Source organism: Streptomyces sp. NPDC003248 (genome assembly GCF_055563235.1).
The window spans coordinates 14,168-36,704 of sequence record NZ_JBVHDT010000003.1 but is presented as its reverse complement, the minus strand read 5'-3'; the positions used below and the strand labels follow the sequence as shown (position 1 = coordinate 36,704).

19 protein-coding genes are annotated in these 22,537 nt (G+C 72.2%); 7 read left to right on the top strand and 12 right to left on the bottom strand.

Annotated features, from left to right (window positions below; all coding sequences use genetic code 11):
- Positions 1-218 precede the first annotated feature (218 nt).
- Both ACZ3KJ_RS08950 and ACZ3KJ_RS08945 read right to left on the bottom strand, forming a co-directional pair.
- Positions 219-476, bottom strand: coding sequence for a type II toxin-antitoxin system antitoxin (locus tag ACZ3KJ_RS08950; RefSeq protein WP_389513810.1), 258 nt, complete (start codon positions 474-476; stop codon positions 219-221).
- Positions 473-1,435: an SPFH domain-containing protein gene (locus ACZ3KJ_RS08945; protein WP_467525833.1), complete on the bottom strand. Its 963-nt coding sequence runs from the start codon at positions 1,433-1,435 to the stop codon at positions 473-475. The genes ACZ3KJ_RS08950 and ACZ3KJ_RS08945 overlap by 4 nt, the downstream gene beginning before the upstream one ends.
- 303 nt (positions 1,436-1,738) lie before the next feature.
- Between ACZ3KJ_RS08945 and ACZ3KJ_RS08940 the strand changes: the two genes are divergently transcribed.
- Positions 1,739-4,138 carry a transglycosylase domain-containing protein gene (locus tag ACZ3KJ_RS08940; RefSeq protein ID WP_467525831.1) on the top strand — a complete coding sequence of 800 codons (2,400 nt, stop codon included), beginning with the start codon at positions 1,739-1,741 and terminating at the stop codon, positions 4,136-4,138.
- A 77-nt stretch (positions 4,139-4,215) separates the two neighbouring features.
- Here ACZ3KJ_RS08940 and ACZ3KJ_RS08935 read toward each other — a convergent pair whose 3' ends face one another.
- The 4 genes from ACZ3KJ_RS08935 to ACZ3KJ_RS08920 form a co-directional block, all read right to left on the bottom strand.
- A complete protein-coding gene (locus ACZ3KJ_RS08935; protein WP_467525830.1) occupies positions 4,216-6,327 on the bottom strand; it encodes a SpoIIE family protein phosphatase in 2,112 nt (703 codons plus the stop codon).
- A 316-nt stretch (positions 6,328-6,643) separates the two neighbouring features.
- Positions 6,644-7,336, bottom strand: coding sequence for a cytidylyl-2-hydroxypropylphosphonate hydrolase (fomD, locus tag ACZ3KJ_RS08930; RefSeq protein ID WP_467525829.1), 693 nt, complete (start codon positions 7,334-7,336; stop codon positions 6,644-6,646).
- Positions 7,337-7,408: 72 nt separating this feature from the next.
- A complete protein-coding gene (locus ACZ3KJ_RS08925) occupies positions 7,409-8,794 on the bottom strand; it encodes a class II fumarate hydratase (protein WP_467525827.1) in 1,386 nt (461 codons plus the stop codon).
- A 236-nt stretch (positions 8,795-9,030) separates the two neighbouring features.
- Positions 9,031-10,707: a fumarate hydratase gene (locus ACZ3KJ_RS08920; protein ID WP_467525826.1), complete on the bottom strand. Its 1,677-nt coding sequence runs from the start codon at positions 10,705-10,707 to the stop codon at positions 9,031-9,033.
- A gap of 169 nt (positions 10,708-10,876) precedes the next feature.
- Between ACZ3KJ_RS08920 and ACZ3KJ_RS08915 the strand changes: the two genes are divergently transcribed.
- Positions 10,877-11,587, top strand: coding sequence for a DUF1707 SHOCT-like domain-containing protein (locus tag ACZ3KJ_RS08915; protein ID WP_467525824.1), 711 nt, complete (start codon positions 10,877-10,879; stop codon positions 11,585-11,587).
- Positions 11,588-11,839: 252 nt separating this feature from the next.
- Entirely contained in the window at positions 11,840-12,217 is a 378-nt protein-coding gene (locus tag ACZ3KJ_RS08910) for a WhiB family transcriptional regulator (protein ID WP_389513821.1), read from the top strand.
- A 93-nt stretch (positions 12,218-12,310) separates the two neighbouring features.
- Here the strand turns inward: ACZ3KJ_RS08910 and glpX are convergent, their stop codons facing one another.
- Entirely contained in the window at positions 12,311-13,345 is a 1,035-nt protein-coding gene (gene glpX, locus ACZ3KJ_RS08905) for a class II fructose-bisphosphatase (protein WP_401699192.1), read from the bottom strand.
- A gap of 126 nt (positions 13,346-13,471) precedes the next feature.
- Here glpX and ACZ3KJ_RS08900 point away from each other — a divergent pair, with 126 nt between their 5' ends.
- Positions 13,472-14,032 carry a DUF4245 domain-containing protein gene (locus ACZ3KJ_RS08900; RefSeq protein WP_467525821.1) on the top strand — a complete coding sequence of 187 codons (561 nt, stop codon included), beginning with the start codon at positions 13,472-13,474 and terminating at the stop codon, positions 14,030-14,032.
- Positions 14,033-14,156: 124 nt separating this feature from the next.
- Here ACZ3KJ_RS08900 and ACZ3KJ_RS08895 read toward each other — a convergent pair whose 3' ends face one another.
- The 4 genes from ACZ3KJ_RS08895 to ACZ3KJ_RS08880 all read right to left on the bottom strand — a co-directional run bounded on the left by ACZ3KJ_RS08895 (position 14,157) and on the right by ACZ3KJ_RS08880 (position 18,037).
- Complete coding sequence (locus ACZ3KJ_RS08895) at positions 14,157-14,747, bottom strand: malonic semialdehyde reductase (protein WP_467525820.1); 591 nt, start codon at positions 14,745-14,747, stop codon at positions 14,157-14,159.
- 134 nt (positions 14,748-14,881) lie between these two features.
- Complete coding sequence (locus ACZ3KJ_RS08890; RefSeq protein WP_389513828.1) at positions 14,882-15,106, bottom strand: exodeoxyribonuclease VII small subunit; 225 nt, start codon at positions 15,104-15,106, stop codon at positions 14,882-14,884.
- Positions 15,103-16,326 (bottom strand): exodeoxyribonuclease VII large subunit, encoded by a 1,224-nt coding sequence (gene xseA / locus ACZ3KJ_RS08885; RefSeq protein ID WP_467525817.1) that lies wholly within the window; start codon positions 16,324-16,326, stop codon positions 15,103-15,105. The genes ACZ3KJ_RS08890 and xseA overlap by 4 nt, the downstream gene beginning before the upstream one ends.
- A gap of 322 nt (positions 16,327-16,648) precedes the next feature.
- The gene (locus tag ACZ3KJ_RS08880) at positions 16,649-18,037 is read right to left on the bottom strand and encodes an APC family permease (protein ID WP_467525815.1); all 1,389 of its coding nucleotides are present in this window, start codon (positions 18,035-18,037) and stop codon (positions 16,649-16,651) included.
- Positions 18,038-18,162: 125 nt separating this feature from the next.
- Between ACZ3KJ_RS08880 and ACZ3KJ_RS08875 the strand changes: the two genes are divergently transcribed.
- Both ACZ3KJ_RS08875 and ppgK read left to right on the top strand, forming a co-directional pair.
- Positions 18,163-19,179, top strand: coding sequence for a 4-hydroxy-3-methylbut-2-enyl diphosphate reductase (locus ACZ3KJ_RS08875; protein ID WP_389513833.1), 1,017 nt, complete (start codon positions 18,163-18,165; stop codon positions 19,177-19,179).
- A gap of 79 nt (positions 19,180-19,258) precedes the next feature.
- Positions 19,259-20,017 (top strand): polyphosphate--glucose phosphotransferase, encoded by a 759-nt coding sequence (ppgK, locus tag ACZ3KJ_RS08870; protein ID WP_467525814.1) that lies wholly within the window; start codon positions 19,259-19,261, stop codon positions 20,015-20,017.
- Positions 20,018-20,131: 114 nt separating this feature from the next.
- Here ppgK and ACZ3KJ_RS08865 read toward each other — a convergent pair whose 3' ends face one another.
- Positions 20,132-20,569, bottom strand: a complete 438-nt coding sequence (locus tag ACZ3KJ_RS08865) for a DUF6542 domain-containing protein (RefSeq protein ID WP_467525812.1) — start codon at positions 20,567-20,569, stop codon at positions 20,132-20,134.
- A 379-nt stretch (positions 20,570-20,948) separates the two neighbouring features.
- Here ACZ3KJ_RS08865 and ychF point away from each other — a divergent pair, with 379 nt between their 5' ends.
- The gene (gene ychF, locus ACZ3KJ_RS08860) at positions 20,949-22,037 is read left to right on the top strand and encodes a redox-regulated ATPase YchF (RefSeq protein ID WP_385067369.1); all 1,089 of its coding nucleotides are present in this window, start codon (positions 20,949-20,951) and stop codon (positions 22,035-22,037) included.
- The last annotated feature ends 500 nt before the right edge of the window (positions 22,038-22,537 follow it).

The window sequence follows — 22,537 nt, the reverse complement described above, 5'->3', positions numbered from 1 at the left end:
CGGGGGGAGCCGGCGGGCGCGTTCGGGGTGCCGGCGGGTGCTCCTCGGGGAGCCGGCGGCCGCTGTCCGGGAAGCCGGCGGTCGTTCTCGGGGCGGCGGGGGCCGGGGGGCGGGGCGCCTGCGGCCGTTCCGGGCGCGACGGCGGCCGGGGCGCGGAGTCCTTGGGCGGTCGTTCTCGGGGCGGCGGAAGCCGGGGCGCGGGACGCCCGCCGCCGTGCTCAGGGCGACGGCGGCCGGGGCGCGGAGTCCTTGGGCGGTCGTCCGCGACGCGGGAGGGGGCCGGCCTCGCCCGGCAGCCTCCCCGCCTCCTTCAGCGCCTTGCGCAGCAGGAACTCGATCTGGGCGTTCGCCGACCGCAGCTCGTCCGACGCCCACCGGGCCAGCGCGTCGTGGACCGACGGGTCGAGCCGCAGCAGCACCTGCTTGCGCTGCCGCGGCCGACGCTGCGGGGCACCGCCCCCGGCGGGATCCGTCACTGGTACAGGGACCCGGTGTTGAGCACGGGCTGCGGTGACCGGTCCCCGCAGAGCACCACCAGCAGATTCGACACCATCGTCGCCTTCCGTTCGTCGTCCAGTTCCACGATGTCCCGCTCGGCGATCCGGCCGAGCGCGTCCTCGACCATGCCGACCGCGCCGTCCACGATCTGCCGCCGCGCCGCGACCACCGCGCCCGCCTGCTGCCGCTGGAGCATCGCGGAGGCGATCTCCGGGGCGTAGGCGAGGTGGGTGAAGCGGGACTCGATGATCTGCACACCGGCGGCGTCCACGCGCACGCGCAGCTCCGCGGCCAGCTTCTCGGTGATCTCCTCGGCGTTGCCGCGCAGCGAGAGCCCGTCCACGTCGTGGGCGTCGTAGGGGTACTCGATGGCGATGTGCCGGACGGCGGCCTCGGTCTGGGTGGAGACGAACTCGACGTAGTCGTCCACCTCGAAGGTCGCCCGGGCGGTGTCCTCGACCCTCCACACCACGACCGCGGCCAGCTCGATCGGGTTGCCGTAGGCGTCGTTGACCTTCAGGACCGCGGTCTCGTGGTTGCGGACCCGGGTGGAGATCTTCGTGCGGGAGGTGAAGGGGTTCACCCAGCGCAGGCCGTCCTCGCGGATGGTGCCGCGGTACCGCCCGAAGAGCTGCACCACGCGGGCCTCGCCCGGGGCCACCATGTTCAGTCCGCACAGGGAGGCGAGCGAGGCGAGGGCGACGAGGACGCCCACGGTGATCAGGACGGCCTTGCCGGCGGTCGCCGCCACCGCCGCGGCGGCCGCGATCAGCCCGCCGCCGGCCGCCAGCCCGACCAGCCCCGTCAGCAGCGCGAGCCCGCCCCCCACGCTCCGCGCGGGGAACTCCCGCACGCGTGGGGCGGGCATCTCCGGCACGTCGATCTCGGCCGCGGCGGGCGCGGCGGGCGCCGGGATCTGCGGGTTGTGCGTGGACATGGGAATCCCCCGTTTCTCGCCGGCCGCTGCCTCGCGAACCGGCTCTCGTCACTCCGGCCTTCTTCGCTCCGGTCGTCTATCTAAGTGATAGCACTTTATTCCGGGATGGCAACCCTGGGGCCCCGTCGTACGTCGATTCCGGTGGAACGGTGTGCCGGTTCCACTGCGCGGGGTGCTGATTCTCACGCCCGGGCCCGGCCGGATCGGGCCCCCTTCGTCACAGAGAGCGGTGTTAGCTTTCTGAGCTGACCTGCCTCCGGGCACGGGTGCGACTGCCGAACAGGAAGCGGAGCGAGCGGACTCATGGGACGAGCGGACGAGAGACGAGCGCGACAGCGCGGTGGCCGCCGCGCAGCGCCCAGGGACCGTTCGCCGGGAGCGGGCCCGGAGCCGCGCGAGGAGTCCGTGCCGACGGCGCAGGCGGCCACCGGCGTCGCGGCCGGCGGACGCGCGGCGGCCCGCCGGAGCGCGAAGAAGGGCGCCAAGGGCGGCGACAAGGGCCGCATACGCCGGCTCTTCACCTGGAAGAAGATGATCGGTACGTTCCTCGGCGTCTGTCTGCTGGGCATCGGCGCGTTCGTCGTGCTGTACCTGACGACGCCGATCCCCGAGGGCAACGCGGCCGCCCAGTTGCAGAGCAACGTCTACAACTACAGCGACGGCACCCTGCTGACCCGTGACGGCGAGCTCAACCGGGAGAACGTCGACCTCGCCGAGGTCCCCAAGGCCGTCCAGCGCACCTTCGTCGCCGCCGAGAACAAGTCCTTCTACCAGGACGCCGGCGTCGACCTGAAGGGCACCGCCCGCGGTCTGCTCAACACGGTCATGGGCAAGGGCGCCCAGGGCGGTTCGACGATCACCCAGCAGTACGTCAAGAACTACTACCTGACGCAGGAACAGACCGTCACGCGCAAGCTGAACGAACTGGTCATCTCGCTGAAGCTGGACCGGGAGAAGTCCAAGGACTACATCCTCGCCGGCTACATCAACACCAGCTACTACGGCCGCGGCGCCTACGGCATCCAGGCCGCCGCCCAGGCCTACTACCGCGTCGACGCCGACCAGCTCACCGTCGCCCAGGGCGCCTACCTCGCCGCACTGCTCCAGGCCCCCAGCCAGTACGACTGGGCCGTCGCCTCCGACACCGGAAAGAAGCTGGTCCAGCAGCGCTGGAACTACGTCCTGGACAACATGGTCGAGGAGGACTGGCTCGACAAGTCCGAGCGGGACTCCCTGAAGTTCCCGGTGCCCAAGGAGCCCAAGGCCGCCCCCGGCCAGGAGGGCCAGGTCGGCTACCTGGTGAACGCGGCCAACAGCGAGCTGGAGCGGCAGCTCGTCCAGCAGGGCGTCGCGGACAGCAGCAAGGAGGCCGAGGCGATGGTCAACGCCGGCGGCTGGAACATCACGCTGAACATCGACAAGAAGAAGCAGAAGGCGCTGGAGAAGTCCGTCAAGCAGCAGCTCACCAGCAAACTCGACGCGACGAAGCGCTCCGTCGACGGCGACGTCCAGGCCGGCGCGGTGTCCGTGGACCCGAAGACGGGCGCGGTCGTGGCGATGTACGGCGGGGTCGACTACGTCAAGCACTACACGAACAACGCCACCCGCGCCGACTACCAGCCCGCCTCCACCTTCAAGCCGGTGATCCTCGCCGCGGCCCTGGACCAGGGGGCCCAGACCCAGGACGGCGAGGAGATCACCGCCGACACCCTCTACGACGGCACCAGCAAGCGCCCCGTCGTCGGCAGCGACATCGGCTTCGCCCCGGAGAACGAGGACGACGTCGACTACGGCGACGTCACCGTCCAGACGGCGATGAACAAGTCCATCAACTCCGCCTTCGCGCAGATGGGCGTCGACGTCGGCATGGACAAGGTGCTCCAGACCGCCAGCGACCTCGGCATGGACACCGAGGGTCTGAAGGCCGTGCCCGCGCAGACCCTGGGCACCATGGGCGCGAGCCCCCTCCAGATGGCCGGCGTCTACGCGACCCTCGACAACCACGGCAAGAAGGTCACCCCGGCCGTCATCAAGTCGGTGGAGAACAGCGCCCACGAGGTGGAGCTCTCCGACCCCATCGGCGAGCAGGTCATCAGCCGCGAGGCCGCCGACGCGGTCACCTCGGTCCTGACCGGCGTGGTCGACGACGGTACGGCCCAGACGTCCGTACGGGACAACCCCGAGCGCAACGGCCAGAAGGTCGCGGGCAAGACGGGCACCTCCGACAACAACCTGTCGGCCTGGTTCACCGCCTACACCCCCGACCTGGTCACCTCCGTCGGCCTGTTCGGCGAGTCCGCCAAGTCCCCGCACCCCCAGGTCAGCCTGACCGGCGCGACCGGCCTGATCCCCGGCAAGGGCCGCATCAACGGTGGTGGCTACCCGGCGCAGATCTGGGCGGCGTACACCTTCGGCGTCTCCACCAAGGTCACCAAGTTCGACCTGGAGACCGACCAGGGCGCCGCGGTCCAGCCGACCGTGACGGCCGAGCCGTCCCCGTCGGAGTCCCCGGAGCCGACGGAGGAGCCGAGCACCGAGGCCCCGACGTCCAGTGCGCCCGCCGAGAGCGCGACCCCGTCCGAGGAGCCGACCACGGAGGAACCCTCGGAGGAGGCGACGACGGAGGAGCCGTCGGAGTCGCCGACGGCGGAGGAGTCCGAGACGGAGGAGTCCGAGAACCCGTTCGAGCAGATGGGCCAGTAGCGGACGGTCCGGTGACGGACGGTCCGGTGACGGCAGGGCGCCCGGTGATCACCGGGCGCCCTGCCGCGTCCCACGGGCTAACCGTGGTTGAGCTCGAACCAGACCACCTTGCCGGTGCTCAGCCGGGTCGCTCCCCAGCGCCGGGCCAGCCGGTTGACGAGGAACAGGCCCCGCCCGCCCTCGTCCGTGGCGCGGGCCTGCCGCAGCCGCGGCAACTGCGGCACGTCGTCCCCGACCTCGCACCGCAGCACATCGGTACGGAGCAGCCGCAGCGTCACCGGCCGGGTGGCGTACCGCACCGCGTTGGTGACCACCTCGCTCACCAGCAGCTCGACGGAGTCGGACAGCTCCTCCAGCCCCCAGCGGGCCAGCGCCCGACGGGCCAGCCGCCGCGCCCGGCCCGGCGCGGCGTCCTCCGGTTCCAGGTACCAGTACGCCACGTCGTTCGGCGCGATCCCGTCGAAACGCGCGGCGAGCAGCGCGATGTCGTCGTCCCGGTCGCCCGGCCCGAGCATGTCGAGCACCTCGTCGCACAGCGCTTCCAGGGGCGGCGGATGGTCCGGCCCGGTGAGCTGCGCGGTCACCGCGAGCTTCTCGCGCAGCTGCTCTATGCCGGTCGCCACGTCCCGCAGCCGGGACTCGACCAGGCCGTCGGTGTACAGCAGGAGCGTCGCCCCGGCGGGCGCGTCCAGCTCCACGGCCTCGAAGTCGACGCCGCCCACCCCGATCGGCGCGCCCGGCGGCACCCGCAGCACCTCGGCCCGCCCGCCCAGGTGCAGCAGCACGGGCGGCGGATGGCCGGCGTTGGCGATGGTGATGCGGTGCGAGACCGGGTCGTACACGGCGTACAGGCAGGTCGCCATGCGGTCGGTGCCCAGGCGCTGCGCCTGCTCGTCCAGGTGGTGCAGCACCTCCTGCGGCGGCAGGTCGAGCCCGGCGAGCGTCTGCGCCGTGGTCCGCAGCTGGCCCATGATCGCGGCCGACGTCATGGAGTGACCCATGACGTCGCCCACCACCAGCGCCACCCGGCTGCCCGGCAGCGGGATCGCGTCGTACCAGTCGCCGCCGACCCGCGCGGTCTCCGCGGCGGGCAGGTAGCGGGAGGCCAGCCGGACGCCCGTGGGGCGCGGCAGGGTCTCCGGCAGCATCGTGCGCTGGAGCTCGTCGGCGATGTACGCCTCACGGTCGTACAGCACCGCCTTGTCGATGCCGAGGGCGCTGTGCGTGGCGAGCTGGGCGGCGACCAGCAGGTCGTCGTTCTCGAAGGGGATGCGGTCCGGGCGGCGGATGAACACCGCCGCCCCGATCACCCGGCGCCGGCCGCGCAGCGGGGCCAGGATCGCCCGCTGGCCGTCCGGCACCTCCAACTGGCTGTCCTCGCCGAGCAGCTCCGGCAGCGCGGCGCGCGCGGCCGGATGGTCGGCGAAGACCGGGCGCACCCCGCGCAGCACCTCCGCCAGCGCGCCGCCGGGCCGCACCTCGCACAGCTCCGCGATCGCCGCCGACAGCTCCGACAGCTCCGGTGCCTCCGGGGGCGGCAGGCCGAGCGCCGCGAACCCCGTCTCGGTGTCGCGCTCCTCGGGGATGCGGTCGGTGCGCCGCAGCCGCAGCACGACCCGGTCCGCGACGGGCCGTTCGTCGCCCACCGGCAGGGGGTCGCGCAGGTAGACGAGGATCGCGTCGGAGAACGTCGGCACGGTGGCCCGGCACAGCCCCATCACGATCTCGTCCAGGTCCAGGCCCCGGGCGATCCGCCGGGTGGCCGCGCCCACGAAGCGCAGCCGGTCCCCGTCCCGCCGCATCGGCGTGGGCCGGCCCGGAGCCGGCGCCTGGCCGGTGCGGCGCTCCTGCCCGTCGAGGCCGTGCTCCGCCCGCGTCTCGGCGCCCGGCTGGACCGGGATGGACTCGGGCGCGGGCCGCGGCCGGTGCTCCCCGACGCCCGGCTTCGACCCCGCGGACGGCACGCCCAGCGGCTCGGCGGCCGTGGACTGGGAGTGCTCGGAGCCGGACGCGGCCGGTTCCGTCCCCTTGCCGCGCGGCGCGGTGCCCGGGGCGTCCTCGGTGCGGCCCTGGGCGGCGGCGGACGGTAAGGCGGTGGAGCCCGGCGCGGAGGCACGCAACAGCGCCCCGCGGGGGTCCGTGGGGTCGACGCCCTGGGGGCGTTCGTAGGAGGTGGGCTGCTCCGTCACGCGTGTCGAATCCGTCCGTCCGGGGCTGCGCGCCGTGCGTGCAGTCGGTCCCGCAGAGAACCCGATACCCGGAACACATGTCCCCGGAACGGAATTCCCGCGTGGTCAGAGGCTGTTCCTGTGTCACCGGTGGATCGGGCGCTGCCGCAAGGGCCCACGTCGAAGGCCCTGCCGGTGTTGCCCTCGTACCCCTCGCTCACGTCCTGCCGCCCCTCGGTGACGTCGGGTCAGACGCACCGTCTGATCCGGGAGTTGCTCTGTGCTGCGCTTGCGGAGGACGATCCTACGTTTGTTGCCCGGGGGCGCAGCAAGGGTCTCATGTGGACAGGTGCGCGGGTACCCGGTCCCAGTCCTCCGGCAGCAACGGTACGGCCCAGGACGGATCCGGGCGCCAGTGCTGCCAGCCCTCGTCGAACGGCGGTCCCCAGGCGCGGATCGCCGCCACGGCGGCCCGGCCCGCCTCCCGCACCCGCCCGGCCGCCGCCGCGTCCATCAGGCCGTCCTGCTGGGCCTGCGCGAACTCGTCCTCGTCGCGCCACTCCCAGGTCCGGTCCTCATAGACGCAGAGGTCCAGGAAGTGGTCCTCGGAGTCGACGCCGCCGTCCCAACGGGCCAGCGGTTCCTCGAGATTGACGTACCAGTTCTTGAACTGCCAGCCCGGCTCCCAGAACAGCCACACCGACCAGGGCTCGCCGGGCCGGGCCAGCTTCAGCACGCCCGTGCCGAACCAGTGGTCGCGCACCACGCTGCGCGGCTTGACGTACCGGCTGTGCAGCGGTTCCTGGTGCGGCGGGGTGCCGTCCGCGAGGACGGGCTTGACGCACTGGGTGCCGGGGGCGAGCCACACGGCGAGCACGTCCTCGTCGTCGCGGACGACGGTCACGGGCCGGACGATGTGCAATCGCTCGCCGCCGTTCTCCCGGTAGCGCCACAGGATCTGGTCACCGGGCTCCCAGAAGGCCGCCGCACCGCCCGTTCCCACGTGTCTCACCGCTCCGCCGTCTGCCATGCACAGATATTAGGTGCCATGGGCATACGACGCTGCGGCGCGCGTCACGGTTCTCGCGCCGGGCGTGAAACGTCACGGGCGTGTCATCCGCAGGACATCGAGCGCCTCGTCGAGCTGTTCGAGCGTCAGGTCGCCGCGCTCGACGTACCCGCCCTCCAGGACCGCCTCCCGGATGGTCCGCCGCTCCGCCAGCGCCTTCTTGGCGACCTTCGCGGCCTCCTCGTAGCCGATGTACCGGTTGAGCGGGGTGACGACGGACGGCGACGACTCGGCGTACTCGCGGGCCCGTTCGCGGTGGGCGACGATGCCGTCGACCGTCCGGTCGGCGAGCAGCCGGGAGACGTTGGCGAGCAGCCGGACCGACTCCAGCACGTTCTTCGCGATGACCGGCAGCATGACGTTGAGCTCGAAGTTGCCGGCGGCGCCCGCCGCGGCGACCGTGGCGTCGTTCCCGGTGACCTGCGCGGCGACCATCAGCACGGCCTCCGGGATCACCGGGTTGACCTTGCCGGGCATGATCGAGGAGCCGGGCTGGAGGTCGGGCAGCGAGATCTCGGCCAGTCCGGTCCGCGGCCCCGAGGCCATCCACCGCAGATCGTTGGCGATCTTCGTCAGTCCCACGGCGATGGTCCTGAGCTGCCCGCTGGTCTCGACGACGCCGTCGCGCGCGCCCTGCGCCTCGAAGTGGTCGCGGGCCTCGGTCAGCGGCAGCCCGGTGACCCGGGCGACCTCCTGGATGACGGCGGCGGAGAAGCCGGGGGGCGTGTTGATGCCGGTGCCGACGGCGGTGCCGCCGAGCGGCAGTTCGGCCAGCCGGGGCAGCGAGGCCCGCAGCCGCTCGACGCCGTACCGCATCTGGGCGGCGTACCCGCCGAACTCCTGGCCCAGCGTCACCGGGGTGGCGTCCATGAGGTGGGTCCGCCCGGACTTCACCACGTCGGCGAACTCCCCGGCCTTCCGCTCCAGCGCGGCGGCCAGGTGCTCCAGGGCCGGGATCAGGTCGCGGGTGACGGCGGCGGTGGCGGCGATGTGGAGGGAGGAGGGGAAGACGTCGTTGGACGACTGCGAGGCGTTGACGTGGTCGTTGGGGTGGACGTCCCGGCCCAGGCGCTCGGCCGCCAGCGTCGCGACGACCTCGTTGGTGTTCATGTTGGACGAGGTCCCCGACCCGGTCTGGAACACGTCCACCGGGAAGTGCTCGTCCCACCGGCCCTCGGCCACCTCGGCGGCCGCCTCCTGGATCGCCTCGGCGATCTCCTTGTCGAGCACCCCCAGTTCGGCGTTGACCTTGGCGGCGGCGCCCTTGATCCTGGCGAGGGCCTCGATGTGCGCGCGCTCCAGGCGCTGCCCGGAGACGGGGAAGTTCTCCACGGCCCGCTGCGTCTGGGCCCGCCACTTCGCGTGCGCGGGAACGCGGACCTCGCCCATGGAGTCGTGCTCGATGCGGTAGTCGCTCATACCGGGTTCAGCGTGCGGGCGGGCGCGGTTGTTCCGGGAGTGGTCCGACCGGGGTCCCCCAAAAGCCTGTCCGGCGTTTGAGGACGAGGCCCGTCCAGGGCCGAAACGGGGGTCCGGGGGGCGGAGCCCCCGGGAACGATGGGGGTCCCCCCGCTCGAGCGAAGTCGAGAGTGGGGGAGGGAAGGGGCGGCGGGGGTGAGGAAAACCCCGCCCCCGCCGCCCCGCCGTACAGGGCGCTACGCCAGCCCCGGCCCCCGCACCGGGATCGACGTGAACGTCGGCGCCGGCGCCGGGTCCTTGAAGAAGTCGTTGCCCTTGTCGTCGACGACGACGAACGCCGGGAAGTCCTCGACCTCGATCTTCCAGACCGCCTCCATGCCGAGCTCCTCGTACTCGACGACCTCGACCTTCTTGATGCAGTCCTGGGCCAGCCGCGCCGCCGGCCCGCCGATCGAGCCGAGGTAGAACCCGCCGTGCGCGCCGCACGCGTCGGTGACCTGCTGCGAGCGGTTGCCCTTGGCCAGCATCACCTTGGAGCCGCCCGCCGCCTGGAACTGCTCGACGTAGGAGTCCATGCGGCCGGCCGTCGTCGGGCCGAAGGAACCGGAGGCGTACCCCTCCGGGGTCTTCGCCGGACCCGCGTAGTACACCGGGTGGTCCTTCAGGTACTGCGGCATCTCCTCACCCGCGTCCAGCCGCTCCTTGATCTTGGCGTGCGCGATGTCACGCGCCACGACCAGCGGACCGGACAGCGACAGCCGGGTCTTGACCGGGTACTTGGTCAGCTCGGCGAGGATGGCGTCCATCGGCTGGTTCAGGTCGATCCGGACGACGTCGCCGTCCTGTTCGAGCTGCTCGTCGGTGGTGTCGGGCAGGAACCGCGCCGGGTCCGTCTCCAGCTGCTCCAGGAAGACGCCCTCCGCGGTGATCTTCGCGACGGCCTGCCGGTCGGCCGAGCAGGAGACGGCGATGGCCACCGGGCAGGAGGCCCCGTGGCGCGGCAGCCGCACCACGCGCACGTCGTGGCAGAAGTACTTGCCGCCGAACTGCGCGCCGATGCCGATCTTCTGCGTCAGCTCGAAGACCTTCTCCTCCAGCTCCTTGTCGCGGAAGCCGTGCCCGAGGGGAGAGCCCTCGGCCGGGATCTCGTCCAGGTAGTGCGCGGAGGCGTACTTCGCGGTCTTCAGGGCGTACTCGGCGCTGGTGCCGCCGACCACGATCGCCAGGTGGTACGGCGGGCAGGCGGCCGTACCGAGCGAGCGGATCTTCTCCTCCAGGAACTTCATCATGGAGGCCTCGTTCAGGACGGCCTTCGTCTCCTGGTACAGGAAGGACTTGTTGGCGGAGCCGCCGCCCTTCGCCATGAACAGGAACTTGTAGGCGCCGCCGTCCGTGGCGTACAGCTCGATCTGGGCCGGCAGGTTGGAGCCGGTGTTCTTCTCCTCCCACATGGTGACGGGAGCCATCTGGGAGTAGCGGAGGTTCAGCTTCGTGTACGCGTCGTAGATGCCGCGGGAGAGCGCCTCCTCGTCCCGCCCCTGGGTGAGCACGTTCTGCCCGCGTTTGCCCATGACGATCGCCGTGCCGGTGTCCTGGCACATCGGCAGCACGCCCGCCGCGGCGATGTTGGCGTTCTTCAGCAGGTCGAGGGCGACGAACTTGTCGTTGCCCGACGCCTCCGGGTCGTCGATGATCCGGCGCAGCTGCGCGAGGTGGGCCGGGCGCAGGTAGTGCTGGATGTCGTGGATCGCCTCCTCGGCCAGCTTGCGCAGCGCCTCCGGCTCCACCTTGAGGAAGGTCCGCCCGTCGGCCTCGAAGGTGGAGACACCTTCGGAGGTCACCAGCCGGTACGGGGTGGTGTCCTCTCCCATGGGGAGCAGATCGGTGTACGCGAACTCAGGCATCTCGCCCATTCCTCACTCGACTGACGCGTGCGGCCGGTTTCCAGAGCACGACGGCTGGCCTCCTTTGGCAGCGCTCACCAGCGTAGAACCTGCCGTCGGCGGTGAGCTTGTGAGGTAAGGCTCAGTTCGGCACCGACGGGGACTGTCGCGATCTATCGTGTCTCGGTACGCTGCTGTCGTGGACCTTCAGAAGCGGACCGCCCCGCGTGCCCCCGCCGCCGACCCGCGCGCCTCCGTGGCCGAGCTGCGCGCCTCGGACGCCGACCGTGACCGCATCGCCGACATCCTGCGCGAGGCCCTCGCGGAGGGACGCCTCACCGCCGACGAGCACGCCGAGCGCGTCGAGGGCGTGCTGGCCGCCAGGACGGTCGCCGAACTGGACGTGTTCATCAGGGACCTGCCCGCGGCCCACCACCGGTACGCCCCGCCGTACACCCCCGCCGCGCACCGTCCGCCGCCCGGCGCGCTCCCCGCCGACCCGGACGACAACCTGGTCGCCGTTTTCAGCAGCAGCGTGCGCAGGGGCCGTTGGCGCGTCGGCCGCCGCATCCACGCGTACGCGGTCTTCGGCAGCGTCGAGATCGACCTGAGCGAGGCGCTGTTCGAGTACCGGCACGTCGTCGTCAGGGCGGTCTCGGTCTTCGGCAACGTCGAGGTCCGCGTCCCGGAGAACGTCTCGCTGTTCGGCACCGGCGGCGGTGTCCTCGGCACCTTCGAGGTCGACACGCTCGACTCCGCCGATCCCGACGCGCCGGTCGTCCACGTCGAGGGGTGGGCCGTCCTCGGCCACATCGAGGGCCGGCCCAGGCGCGGGCGGGTCGTCGCGGACATCCTCGACAAGGTGCACCGCACGGTCGACCGGAGTTTGCGCAGGCATCTGGACCGTTGACGGTCGCGAACCGGCGGGCGGGGCGGTGGGCAGGCCCTAGGGGGCGTGCCGAGGGCCGGATCGGCGGGGCCGGCCGGCGGGGCGGACCGGCGGGCCGGGTGGGCGCCGGTCCCTGACGGGAGCGCGCGGGAGGCCTGGTCCCCGGCGCGGGGCCCGGTCCGGCGGTCCGGAACTCAGTGCATAGGCGCGCGCACAGCGGGTAGGCCTTGCTGCATCGTCTCTCGCTCGCGAAGCCGTCGTCAGGAGTAGACCGTGCTGCAACCGCCGCATTCGTCCCTGCAGGTCGCCGCAGTTCCGGCCCAGCGGGTGCCGGCGCGGGACAGGGACCAAGACGCTCCGTGGCACACCGAGGCCGTGTGCCGGCGCGACGAGGCAGGCCTGTTCTTCGCCCCCTCCAAGGAGCCCACCGCCGCCCGGCTCTCCCGCGAGGAGGCCGCCAAGCGGGTCTGCGCCCGCTGTCCCGTGATGGTCGAGTGCCGCGAGCACGCCCTGCTCCAGCCCGAGCCGTACGGCGTCTGGGGCGGCCTCACCGCCGCCGAGCGCCGCGTGGTCCTCGCGCGCCGTCGGCGCCGCGACATGGAGCTGAAGAAGGCGGCCCGGGCCACCGACCGCATAGCGGCGGCCGGCTGACGCACATCGACAAGGGGCGCCCCCTCCGCACCGGGGGCGCCCCTTTCGTCCGGGACGGGCCGTCACGCTCGTTCAGGCCCTCCCGCAGGCCACCTACTTCGCGCGGTCGAAGTCGATCGCGCTGTAGGCCCGCAGCTTGCTCAGCCGGTGCTCGGAGTCGATCCGCCGCACCGTTCCCGACTTCGACCGCATCACGATCGAGTCGGTCGTCGCGGTCTCCGAGCGGTAGCGCACCCCGCGCAGCAGCTCGCCGTCGGTGATCCCGGTGGCGACGAAGAAGACGTTCTCGCCCTTCACCAGGTCCTCGGTCGTCAGCACGCGGTCCAGGTCGTGCCCCGCGTCGATCGCCCGCTGCCGCTCCTCGTCGTCCTTGGGCCACAGCTTGCCCTGGATGGTGCCGCCCAGGCACTTCACGGCGCACGCCGAGATGATGCCCTCGGGGGTGCCGCCGATGCCGAGCAGCAGGTCGATGCCGGTGCCCTCGCGCAGCGCCAGGATCGAGCCGGCCACGTCACCGTCCGAGATCAGCTTGATGCGCGCGCCGGTGTCCCGGATCTCCTTGATGATCCCCTCGTGCCGGGGCCGGTCCAGGATGACGACGGTGACGTCCTCCGGCGTGGCCCGCTTGGCCTTGGCGACCCGGCGGATGTTGACCTCGACGGGTGCGTCGATGTCGACGAACTCGGCGGCCTCCGGGCCGGTGACCAGCTTGTCCATGTAGAACACCGCGGACGGGTCGAACATCGCGCCGCGCTCGGTGGCGGCGAGGACGGCGATCGCGTTCGGCATGCCCTTGGCCGTCAGCGTGGTGCCGTCGATCGGGTCGACGGCGATGTCCACCTCCGGCCCGGTGCCGTCGCCGACGCGCTCGCCGTTGAAGAGCATCGGCGCCTCGTCCTTCTCGCCCTCGCCGATGACGACCACGCCGTTCATCGAGACGGTGGAGACCAGGGTCCGCATCGCACGCACCGCGGCACCGTCTGCGCCGTTCTTGTCGCCGCGCCCGACCCAGCGGCCCGCGGCCATCGCCGCCGCTTCGGTCACCCGGACGAGTTCCAGGGCGAGGTTGCGGTCCGGAGCCTCGGAGGGGACATCGAGTTCGGACGGCAAGTGATGGTGCTCGGTCATCGGAGCGCACCTTTCTGATACGACGACGGCCGGATGAGGGTTCGAACACGACTCTATCGTCAGTCCGACAAAATGAGCAGGGGACCCCACGGATGAGCGCACCGGGCACCTGCGACGATAGGGGGCGTGGCAGGTTCGAAAGGCAAGATGCAGACGGTCCGGGACATGGTCCTCTCCCTCGGAGTGATCATGATCGCAGGCCTGGTGATGTACCTCTTCATCCCGCACGACGACCACGCTCCCGACGTCCAGCGCGTCGACTACCGCGTGGAGCTGCTCACGGCACGTCGCGCGGCCTCCTACCCGGTCGCCGCGCCGGAGGGCCTGCCGTCCGCCTGGAAGGCGACCTCGGTGCGCTTCGACGGCACCCAGTACGACACCTGGCACCTGGGCTTCCACACGCCCGACGGGGAGTACGTCCAGGTCGAGCAGTCCACCCAGAAGCCGTCCACGTTCATCGACGAGGCGACGCAGGGCGGCCGGCGGGCGGAGCGGACGGAGCAGCTCGCCGGCCGCACCTGGACCCGCTACACCGAGGGCCGCTACGACGCCCTCGTCGTGGAGAGCGCCGACGGATCGACGACGGTGGTGGCCGGCACGGCGTCGTGGGCCGAGCTGGCGCGGTTCGCGGAGTCGCTGGAGACGTCGGAGACCTCGTCGTCGCAGACGGCGTCGGAGACGGCGTGAGTGCGCCGCGCCGCCTCACGGTCGTACCGCCCTCCCGGTGGTCGCGCCGCGCCGCCTGAGGTGAGCGACGACCGAGGCCCCCGGCGGGATCGCCGGGGGCCTCGGTCGTGCCGTGCGCGAGCGGTCAGACCGTGGTCACGACCTGCTCGTACGCCAGACGCGGGGAGCGCGGGAACCAGGCGTTCTCGCCCGGCTTGCCGATGTTGACGACCATCAGCGGGGTGTGGTCGTCGTCCAGGAACTCCTTGCGGACGCCCTCGAAGTCCAGGCCGGTCATCGGGCCGGCGGCCAGGCCGGCGGCGCGGACGCCGACGATGAAGTAGGCGGCCTGGAGGGCGGCGTTCAGCAGGGCGGCGCTCTCACGGGCCGGACGCTCGCTGAAGAAGAGGTCCTTGGCCTGCGGGAAGTGCGGGAGGAGCTGCGGCAGCTCCTCGTGGAACTCGTTGTCCGCGGAGAGGATCGCGACCAGCGGCGCGGCGGCGGTCTTGGCCTGGTTGCCCTCGGCCAGGTGCTGGACCAGGCGCTCGCGGGCCTCGGGGGAGCGGACCAGGGTGATGCGCAGCGGGGTCTGGTTGAAGGCGGTCGGCCCGTACTTGACCAGGTCGTAGATCGCCTGCACCTGCTCGTCGGTCACCGGCTCGTCGGTGAAGGTGTTCGCGGTGCGGGCCTCGCGGAACAGCAGGTCCTGGGCGGCGGGGTCAAGAACGAGAGACATGCGTGGACTTCCCTGGGGTGCGCGTCCGGACCCGGGTGCACCGGACCGGCTGACGTGATCGACCGTACGCCATGGAAGTTCAAGCTTCAACTAGCGGTGGGGCGGGGTGACCGCCCTCACATCCGTCCGCCGCGTCACCCCTCCTCCTCCGCCTCCCCCTCCTCCGCGAGCGCCGCGTCCAGCCGTGCCCGCGCGCCCTCCAGCCAGCGCCGGCACACCTTGGCCAGCTCCTCCCCGCGCTCCCACAGGGCGAGGGACTCCTCCAGCGTCGTACCCCCCGCCTCCAGGCGGCGTACGACCTCGATCAGCTCGTCGCGCGCCTGCTCGTACCCGAGCGCCTCGTCCGTCCTGCCCGTCATGCACCCAGCCCCTGATCGTCGACTCGTACCGTGAACTCGCCCTCGGCGACCCGCGCGCGCAGCGCCTCGTCCGCCGTCACCTCGCCCGGATCCCGCACCACGTGCCCGTCGGCCCGCTGGAGCACCGCGTACCCCCGCTTCAGCGTGGCGGCCGGCGAGAGCGCCACCACGCGCGCGTGGGTGTGCGTCAGCTCGGAGTCCGCGCGGTCCAGGAGATGGCCGAGGGTACGGCGGGAGCGGTCGACCAGCGAGGCGAGGTGCTCCGCCCGCTCGTCGATCATCCGGTGCGGATCCTGGATCACCGGCCGCGCCAGCGCGTGGGCCAGCCCCCGCTCCTCCCGCTCCACGAACGCCTCCGCGCACCGGCGCGCCCGGCCGCGCAGCATCCGCACCCGCTCCAGCTCCTCACCGACGTCCGGCACGACCTTCTTCGCCGCGTCGGTGGGCGTCGAGGCCCGCAGGTCGGCCACATGGTCCAGCAGCGGGTTGTCCGGCTCGTGGCCGATCGCCGACACCACCGGCGTACGGCAGGCCGCGACCGTCCGCACCAGCTCCTCGTCGGAGAACGGCAGCAGGTCCTCCACGCTCCCGCCCCCGCGCGCCACGACGATCACGTCCACCTCCTCCAGCGCGTCCAGCTCCTTGACGGCCTGCACCACCTGCGGCACGGCGTGCACGCCCTGCACGGCGACGTTGCGCACCTCGAAGCGGACGGCGGGCCAGCGGTGCCGGGCGTTCTCCAGGACGTCCCGCTCGGCGGCGGAGGCCCGCCCGCACACCAGCCCGACGAGCTGGGGGAGGAAGGGCAGCGGCTTCTTCCGCTCGGGCGCGAACAGCCCCTCCGCGGCCAGCGACCTCTTCAGCTGCTCCAGCCGGGCCAGCAGCTCCCCGACCCCCACCGGCCGTATCTCGACCGCCCGCAGCGACAGCTGCCCCCGCGGCGCGTACCACTCCGGCTTGGCGTGCACGACGACCCGCGCGCCCTCGCCGACGACGTCCGCGACCGCGTCGAACACCTGCCGGTAGCACGTCACACTCACCGAGACGTCGTGCGACGGGTCCCGCAGCGTCAGGAAGACGACGCCCGCGCCCGGACGCCGCGACAACTGGGTGATCTGCCCCTCGACCCACACCGCGCCGAGCCGGTCGATCCACCTCCCGATGAGCCGGGACACCTCGCCCACGGGCAGCGGAGTCTCGGCGGACGTGTTGACAGCCATGCCCGCGAGAGTAGTGGCAGCCACTGACAACCGGGCGCCCGCCTCGGCCGCCGGCACCGCGGGCCCGCGGTGTCCGACGGCGGACGGGGCGGACGGGGCTGGTGGGGCCGATGGGGCCGACGGGGCGGCGAGGGCGGAGGGGGCGGGCTGGGCGGACGAGGCTTAGGGGGCGGCGGGGCTCACGGGCTGACGGGGCCGGCGGGGCTCACGGGGCTCAGGGGGCCGATGGGCGGTGGACGGCCAGCCGGGGCTTACGGGGCCTACGGGGCTCACGGGGCTCACGGGGCCCACGGGGCCCACGGGGCCGACGGGCGGTGGACGGTCAGCCGGGGGCGGCACCCGGTGCCCTCCGCCCCCGCCGCACCCGCTCCACCCCCAGCACCACCAGTCCCACCGCCAGCCACACCACCCCCACCACCTGAGCCGTGCGGGACGCCTCCACGATCACCGCGACGGTGATGGCCGCCCCGGCCACCGGCACCAGCACGTGCCGCCACCACACCACCGGACCGCCCGCCCGGCGCACCGCGAACCACCCCACCACGCTCGCGTGCAGCAGCGTGAACGCCGTCAGCGCCCCGACGTCCACCACCGACACCAGGTGATCCATCCCGTCGTCCCGCCGGGCCGCCCACACCGCCGCCACCAGCGTGACCACGGCCGAGCACGCCACCGCCACCCGCGGCACCCCGGAGTCCGTCCGCGCCAGCACCCCCGGCAGCCGCCGGTCCCGCCCCATCGCGAACAGCAGCCGCCCGGCCGCCGCCTGCCCGGCCAGCGCGGCGAACGCGGCCCCGACCGCCTTGCTCACGGCCACCAGGTCGTGCAGCCAGGCCCCCACGGACACGTCGACGGCGTCGTAGAACGCCGACCCCTGCCGCCCCGGCTCCGCGGCCAGCCCGGCCGACGTCACCGGCTCCAGCAGCGCCACCAGATACGTCTGCGCGACGAACAGCACACCCGCCAGCGCCAGGCAGAACAGCAGCGCCCGCGCCACCTTCGCCGAACCGCCCGTCACCTCCTCCGCGAACGTGGCGACCGCGTCGAATCCCAGATACGACAGCACCGCCACCGACACCGCCCCCAGCACCGCCGACAGCGCGAACGCCCCCTGCGTCCCGTCCCCGGTGAACGGCGACAGCCAGCCCCGCTCCGCGCCGTCCCGCGCGAGGACGACGACCGCCGACACCACGAACACGGCCAGCACCACGATCTCCATCGCCAGCACCAGGAAGCCCACCCGGGCCGCGGCCCGCACCCCCCACAGGTTCAGCAGCGTGGTGACGACCACCGCCAGAGCCGTCCACACCCACCGCGACACCTCCGGGACCAGCGCGTTCATCGCGATGCCGGAGAAGAGGTAGGCCACGGCCGGGATGAGGACGTAGTCGAGCATCGCCATCCAGCCGGCGACGAACCCGGCCCCGTTCCCGAGCCCCACGCGCGCGTAGGCGAACACCGACCCCGCCTGCGGCACGACCCGCACCATCTGCGCGTAGCTGAACGCGGTGAACGCCATGGCGACCGTCGCGACGACGTAGACGAGCGCGACCGCCCCGTGCGACTTCGCGTCCAGTGTGCCGAACACGCCGACCGGCGCCATGGGCGCGATGAACAGCAGCCCGTAGACCACCAGGTCCCGGAAGCCGAGACTGCGCCGCAGCTCGTGCGCCCCGGCGGGCGGGTGCGCCGACGTACCGGTGCCGGACATCCGTGCCTCCGATCCTCCGCGGGGAGCGCCCTGCCCCGCCCGTCCCCGCCCACCCGCCAGTCTCCCCGCCCGCACCGTCCACAGGCGATCTTCGACCCGCCGGACGCGGCCTTACGATGGGACGCATGACCGCTTCGCCTGGCCGCCGTGTCCTGCTCGCCGCCCCCCGGGGCTACTGCGCGGGAGTGGACCGCGCCGTGATCGCCGTCGAGAAAGCCCTGGAGCAGTACGGCGCTCCCGTCTACGTCCGCCACGAGATCGTCCACAACAAGTACGTCGTGCAGACCCTGGAGAAGAAGGGCGCCGTCTTCGTCGAACGGACGGAGGAGGTCCCGCCGGGCAACATCGTCATGTTCTCGGCGCACGGCGTCGCCCCCGTCGTGCACGAGGAGGCCGCGCGCGGCAGGCTCGCCACCATCGACGCGACCTGCCCGCTGGTCACCAAGGTCCACAAGGAGGCCGTCCGCTTCGCGGGCGAGGACTACGACATCCTGCTGATCGGCCACGAGGGCCACGAGGAGGTCATCGGCACCTCCGGCGAGGCCCCCGACCACATCCAGCTCGTCGACGGCCCCGCCGACGTCGCCAAGGTCGAGGTCCGCGACCCGTCCAAGGTCGTCTGGCTGTCGCAGACCACCCTCTCCGTCGACGAGACCATGGAGACCGTCGACGCCCTGAAGGAGAAGTTCCCGCAGCTGATCTCCCCGCCCAGCGACGACATCTGCTACGCCACGCAGAACCGTCAGCTGGCGGTGAAGCAGATGGGCGCCGAGGCGGACCTCGTCATCGTGGTCGGCTCGCGCAACTCCTCCAACTCCAAGCGGCTCGTCGAGGTCGCCAAGCTCGCCGGCTCGCGCCAGGCGTACCTGGTGGACTTCGCCAGCGAGATCGACGAGGCCTGGCTGGAGGGCGTGACCACGGTCGGCGTCACCTCGGGCGCCTCCGTGCCCGAGGTCCTCGTCGAGGAGGTCCTGGAGTGGCTCGCCGAGCGCGGGTACGGGGACGTCGAACTCGTCAAGGCCGCCGACGAGCACATCACCTTCTCCCTGCCCAAGGAGCTCCGCCGCGACCTGCGCGAAGAGGCCGCGGCCCTGGTCGCCCAGCGCGGCGGGACCGGCGCGGGGACCGCGTCGGCCCAGTGACCGCGCGGCGGGGTGGCGGCGTCCGCGTGACGGGGCACCGCGGGCGGTGACCGTCAGTCGGTCGTCGTAACGTGGTGCCATGCAGATCTTCGGCGTGGACATCGGTGGATCCGGGATCAAGGGTGCCCCTGTGGACCTGGACCAGGGCGACCTGGCCCAGGAGCGGTGCAAGGTGCTCACCCCGCACCCGGCGACGCCCGAGAGCGTGGCCGACGGCGTGAAGCAGGTCGTCGACCACTTCGGGTGGACGGGACCGGTGGGGCTCACCTTCCCGGGCGTGGTCACCGGCGGATCCACCATCCGCACGGCGGCCAACGTCGACAAGGGCTGGATCGACGTCGACGCGCGCGCGTTGTTCAGCGAACGGCTCGGCGGCCTCCCGGTGACGGTCGTCAACGACGCCGACGCGGCGGGCGTCGCCGAGGTCGCGTTCGGCGCCGGCCGGGACCGCAGCGGCACCGTGATCCTGCTGACGTTCGGCACGGGCATCGGCAGCGCCCTCTTCGTCGACGGTGTCCTCGTCCCCAACACCGAACTCGGCCATCTGGAGCTGCACGGCCACGACGCGGAGAAGCGCGCCTCCAGCAAGGCCAAGGAGGACGGCGACCTCAGCTGGGAGCAGTGGGCCCACCGCGTCCAGAAGTACCTCGCCCACGTGGAGATGCTGTTCTCGCCGGAGCTGTTCATCATCGGCGGTGGCGTCAGCCGCAAGGCGCAGAAGTTCCTGCCCCTCATCGAGGGCATCAAGGCGGAGATCGTCCCGGCGCAGCTGCAGAACAACGCGGGCATCGTCGGGGCGGCGATGCGGGCGGCCAAGGACGGCCACCAGGCCTCCTAGGGGGCCGCCGGACGGCGCGGCAACCCCCGGAGGTGGCCGGACGGCGCGGCAACCCTGGTGGTGGCCGGACGGCGTCGCGGCAGCCCCCGGAGGTCGCCGGACGGGCCAGCACGGCTACAGACGGCCCCCGGTGTGACCGCGGCCGCCGCCGGCTCGGCCCGCCGCGCCGATCCGGCGGATCAGCACCACCAGCCCCGCGACGAAGGTCCCGCAGTAGAGCCAGCCGACCTCCGTGGCCAGCGCGGTGACCACCCCCATCAGCCGGGAGCCGAACCCGTCGCCGCCGTCGGCGACGGGCAGGAGCCCCACCGCGAACGCGATCGGTACGACGGTGGGCGCGGACAGCGGCTCGGCCCGGCGCACCCACAGCGCGGTCAGCAGGCACACCGGCAGGAACAGCACCCCGTACACCGTCGGCGAGGCGCCGAGCAGCGCGTGGTCGAGCCAGCCGGCCAGCAGCATCAGCGCCATGCTGAACAGCCCGCAGCCGAGTCCGGTGAGCCGGGGGCCGGGCAGACGGCGCGCGACGCCCGCCGGAGCCGCGGCGCCCACTCCTGGGGCACGTGCCGGCCGGGGGAGGCGGCCCGGGGAGCGACCGGACTCGGCCGGCGCACCGGATCGGGAGCCGGAGCCGGCCCCTCCCCGCGCGGGAGCCGCCGGACGTGCGCCGCGGCCCGCCTGCGGAGGCAGGGGTGGTGTCCCGCGTCGCGCCCCGTTCCGCCGTGGACGAGTCCTGTGCTGCTCCATCGGTCCAACATAAGTCGGTTAATGTGCCGAATCCGGCGCGGGACACGCCGGGGCCAGGACCTTGACCGTGCGTTCGACAGGTCCGCCGGAGCGGGCCCGGGCACGCCGTAAACTGGGGGATCGGCCAGCCCTCTGGCCCCTGGCCGTCTGGCCCCCTGGCCCTCTGACTACGGGAAGTCGCAACGTGTCGCTCACGATCGGAATCGTCGGTCTGCCGAATGTCGGCAAGTCGACCCTGTTCAACGCCCTGACCAAGAACGACGTGCTGGCGGCCAACTACCCGTTCGCCACGATCGAGCCCAACGTCGGCGTGGTCGGCGTGCCCGACGCCCGCCTGACCAAGCTGGCGGAGATCTTCTCCTCGCAGCGCGTCCTCCCGGCGACCGTCGACTTCGTCGACATCGCGGGCATCGTGCGCGGTGCGAGCGAGGGTGAGGGCCTGGGCAACAAGTTCCTGGCGAACATCCGCGAGTCCGACGCGATCTGCCAGGTCATCCGCGCCTTCAAGGACGAGAACGTCGTCCACGTCGACGGCAAGGTCTCCCCGAAGGACGACATCGAGACGATCAACACCGAGCTGATCCTCGCCGACCTCCAGACCATCGAGAAGGTCCTGCCGCGCCTCCAGAAGGAGTCGCGCATCAAGAAGGACGTGGCGCCCAAGGTCAAGGCCGTCGAGGAGGCGAAGGAGATCCTGGAGAAGGGCGACACGCTCTTCTCGGCGGGCATCGTCCAGGGCTCCGGGAACGAGGAGCTCCTCCACGACCTGCACCTGCTCACCACCAAGCCCTTCCTCTACGTCTTCAACGTCGACGAGGACGAGCTGACCGACGAGACCTTCAAGGACGAGCAGCGCGCCCTGGTCGCCCCCGCCGAGGCGATCTTCCTCAACGCCAAGCTGGAGGCGGACCTCGCCGAGCTCGACGAGGAGGACGCCCTGGAGCTGCTGGAGTCGGTCGGCGCGGAGGAGCCCGGCCTCGCCACCCTCGCCCGGGTCGGCTTCGACACCCTCGGCCTCCAGACCTACCTCACGGCCGGCCCCAAGGAGTCCCGCGCCTGGACCATCAAGAAGGGCGCCACCGCCCCCGAGGCCGCCGGCGTGATCCACACGGACTTCCAGAAGGGCTTCATCAAGGCGGAGGTCATCTCCTTCGGCGACCTGGTGGAAACCGGCTCGGTCGCCGAGGCCCGCGCCAAGGGCAAGGCCCGCATGGAGGGCAAGGACTACGTGATGCAGGACGGGGACGTGGTGGAGTTCCGCTTCAATGTGTAGCGGGTGACTTACCGGCACATCGCTGACCTGGCAAACGTGCAGGTCGAAAGGGGCCTGACTCTTCGGGGTCGGGCCCCTGGTTTTTACCGTGCCGGGATGGTGCCGAACAATCTGACCTGTCGTCACCCCTGTTCGTTGTTACCGTGCTAGGGCCGTGCTGGGATGCCAGTGAGGTTCCCCGTGCTGGATCGCGGGCCATGTCCCCGCGAGGGGGCATGAGGGAAGTTTGACGGGCTCGCGCGCTGAGGTGCCCCTTGTCGTGGTTGAGCGCCACGGAGAACTCGGTCAGTTCGGCGGGGTTGCCCGTTGCCTCTTCGGTTCTCCGTTGTTCTCCGTCTGTTCCTGCCTTGACTGGAGTCGACCAGGATCGGGACAAAGTGATCGAGAACGGCAGGCGATGAGGGTCTGTCGATCGGACCGTAGAGCCCCTTCTTGCGCGACCGGACGGTGCCGCACGGTCCTCGAAACACAGGTCCGTGACTCGTGATCGCGGGCGACAT

Coding starts and splice junctions, on each gene's coding strand:
- ACZ3KJ_RS08945 (WP_467525833.1), bottom strand. CDS start 1,435: ATGTCCACGCACAACCCGCAGATCCCGGCGCCCGCCGCGCCCGCCGCG.
- ACZ3KJ_RS08940 (WP_467525831.1), top strand. CDS start 1,739: ATGGGACGAGCGGACGAGAGACGAGCGCGACAGCGCGGTGGCCGCCGC.
- fomD (WP_467525829.1), bottom strand. CDS start 7,336: ATGGCAGACGGCGGAGCGGTGAGACACGTGGGAACGGGCGGTGCGGCG.
- ACZ3KJ_RS08925 (WP_467525827.1), bottom strand. CDS start 8,794: ATGAGCGACTACCGCATCGAGCACGACTCCATGGGCGAGGTCCGCGTT.
- ACZ3KJ_RS08920 (WP_467525826.1), bottom strand. CDS start 10,707: ATGGGCGAGATGCCTGAGTTCGCGTACACCGATCTGCTCCCCATGGGA.
- glpX (WP_401699192.1), bottom strand. CDS start 13,345: ATGACCGAGCACCATCACTTGCCGTCCGAACTCGATGTCCCCTCCGAG.
- ACZ3KJ_RS08895 (WP_467525820.1), bottom strand. CDS start 14,747: ATGTCTCTCGTTCTTGACCCCGCCGCCCAGGACCTGCTGTTCCGCGAG.
- ACZ3KJ_RS08890 (WP_389513828.1), bottom strand. CDS start 15,106: ATGACGGGCAGGACGGACGAGGCGCTCGGGTACGAGCAGGCGCGCGAC.
- xseA (WP_467525817.1), bottom strand. CDS start 16,326: ATGGCTGTCAACACGTCCGCCGAGACTCCGCTGCCCGTGGGCGAGGTG.
- ACZ3KJ_RS08880 (WP_467525815.1), bottom strand. CDS start 18,037: ATGTCCGGCACCGGTACGTCGGCGCACCCGCCCGCCGGGGCGCACGAG.
- ACZ3KJ_RS08875 (WP_389513833.1), top strand. CDS start 18,163: ATGACCGCTTCGCCTGGCCGCCGTGTCCTGCTCGCCGCCCCCCGGGGC.
- ppgK (WP_467525814.1), top strand. CDS start 19,259: ATGCAGATCTTCGGCGTGGACATCGGTGGATCCGGGATCAAGGGTGCC.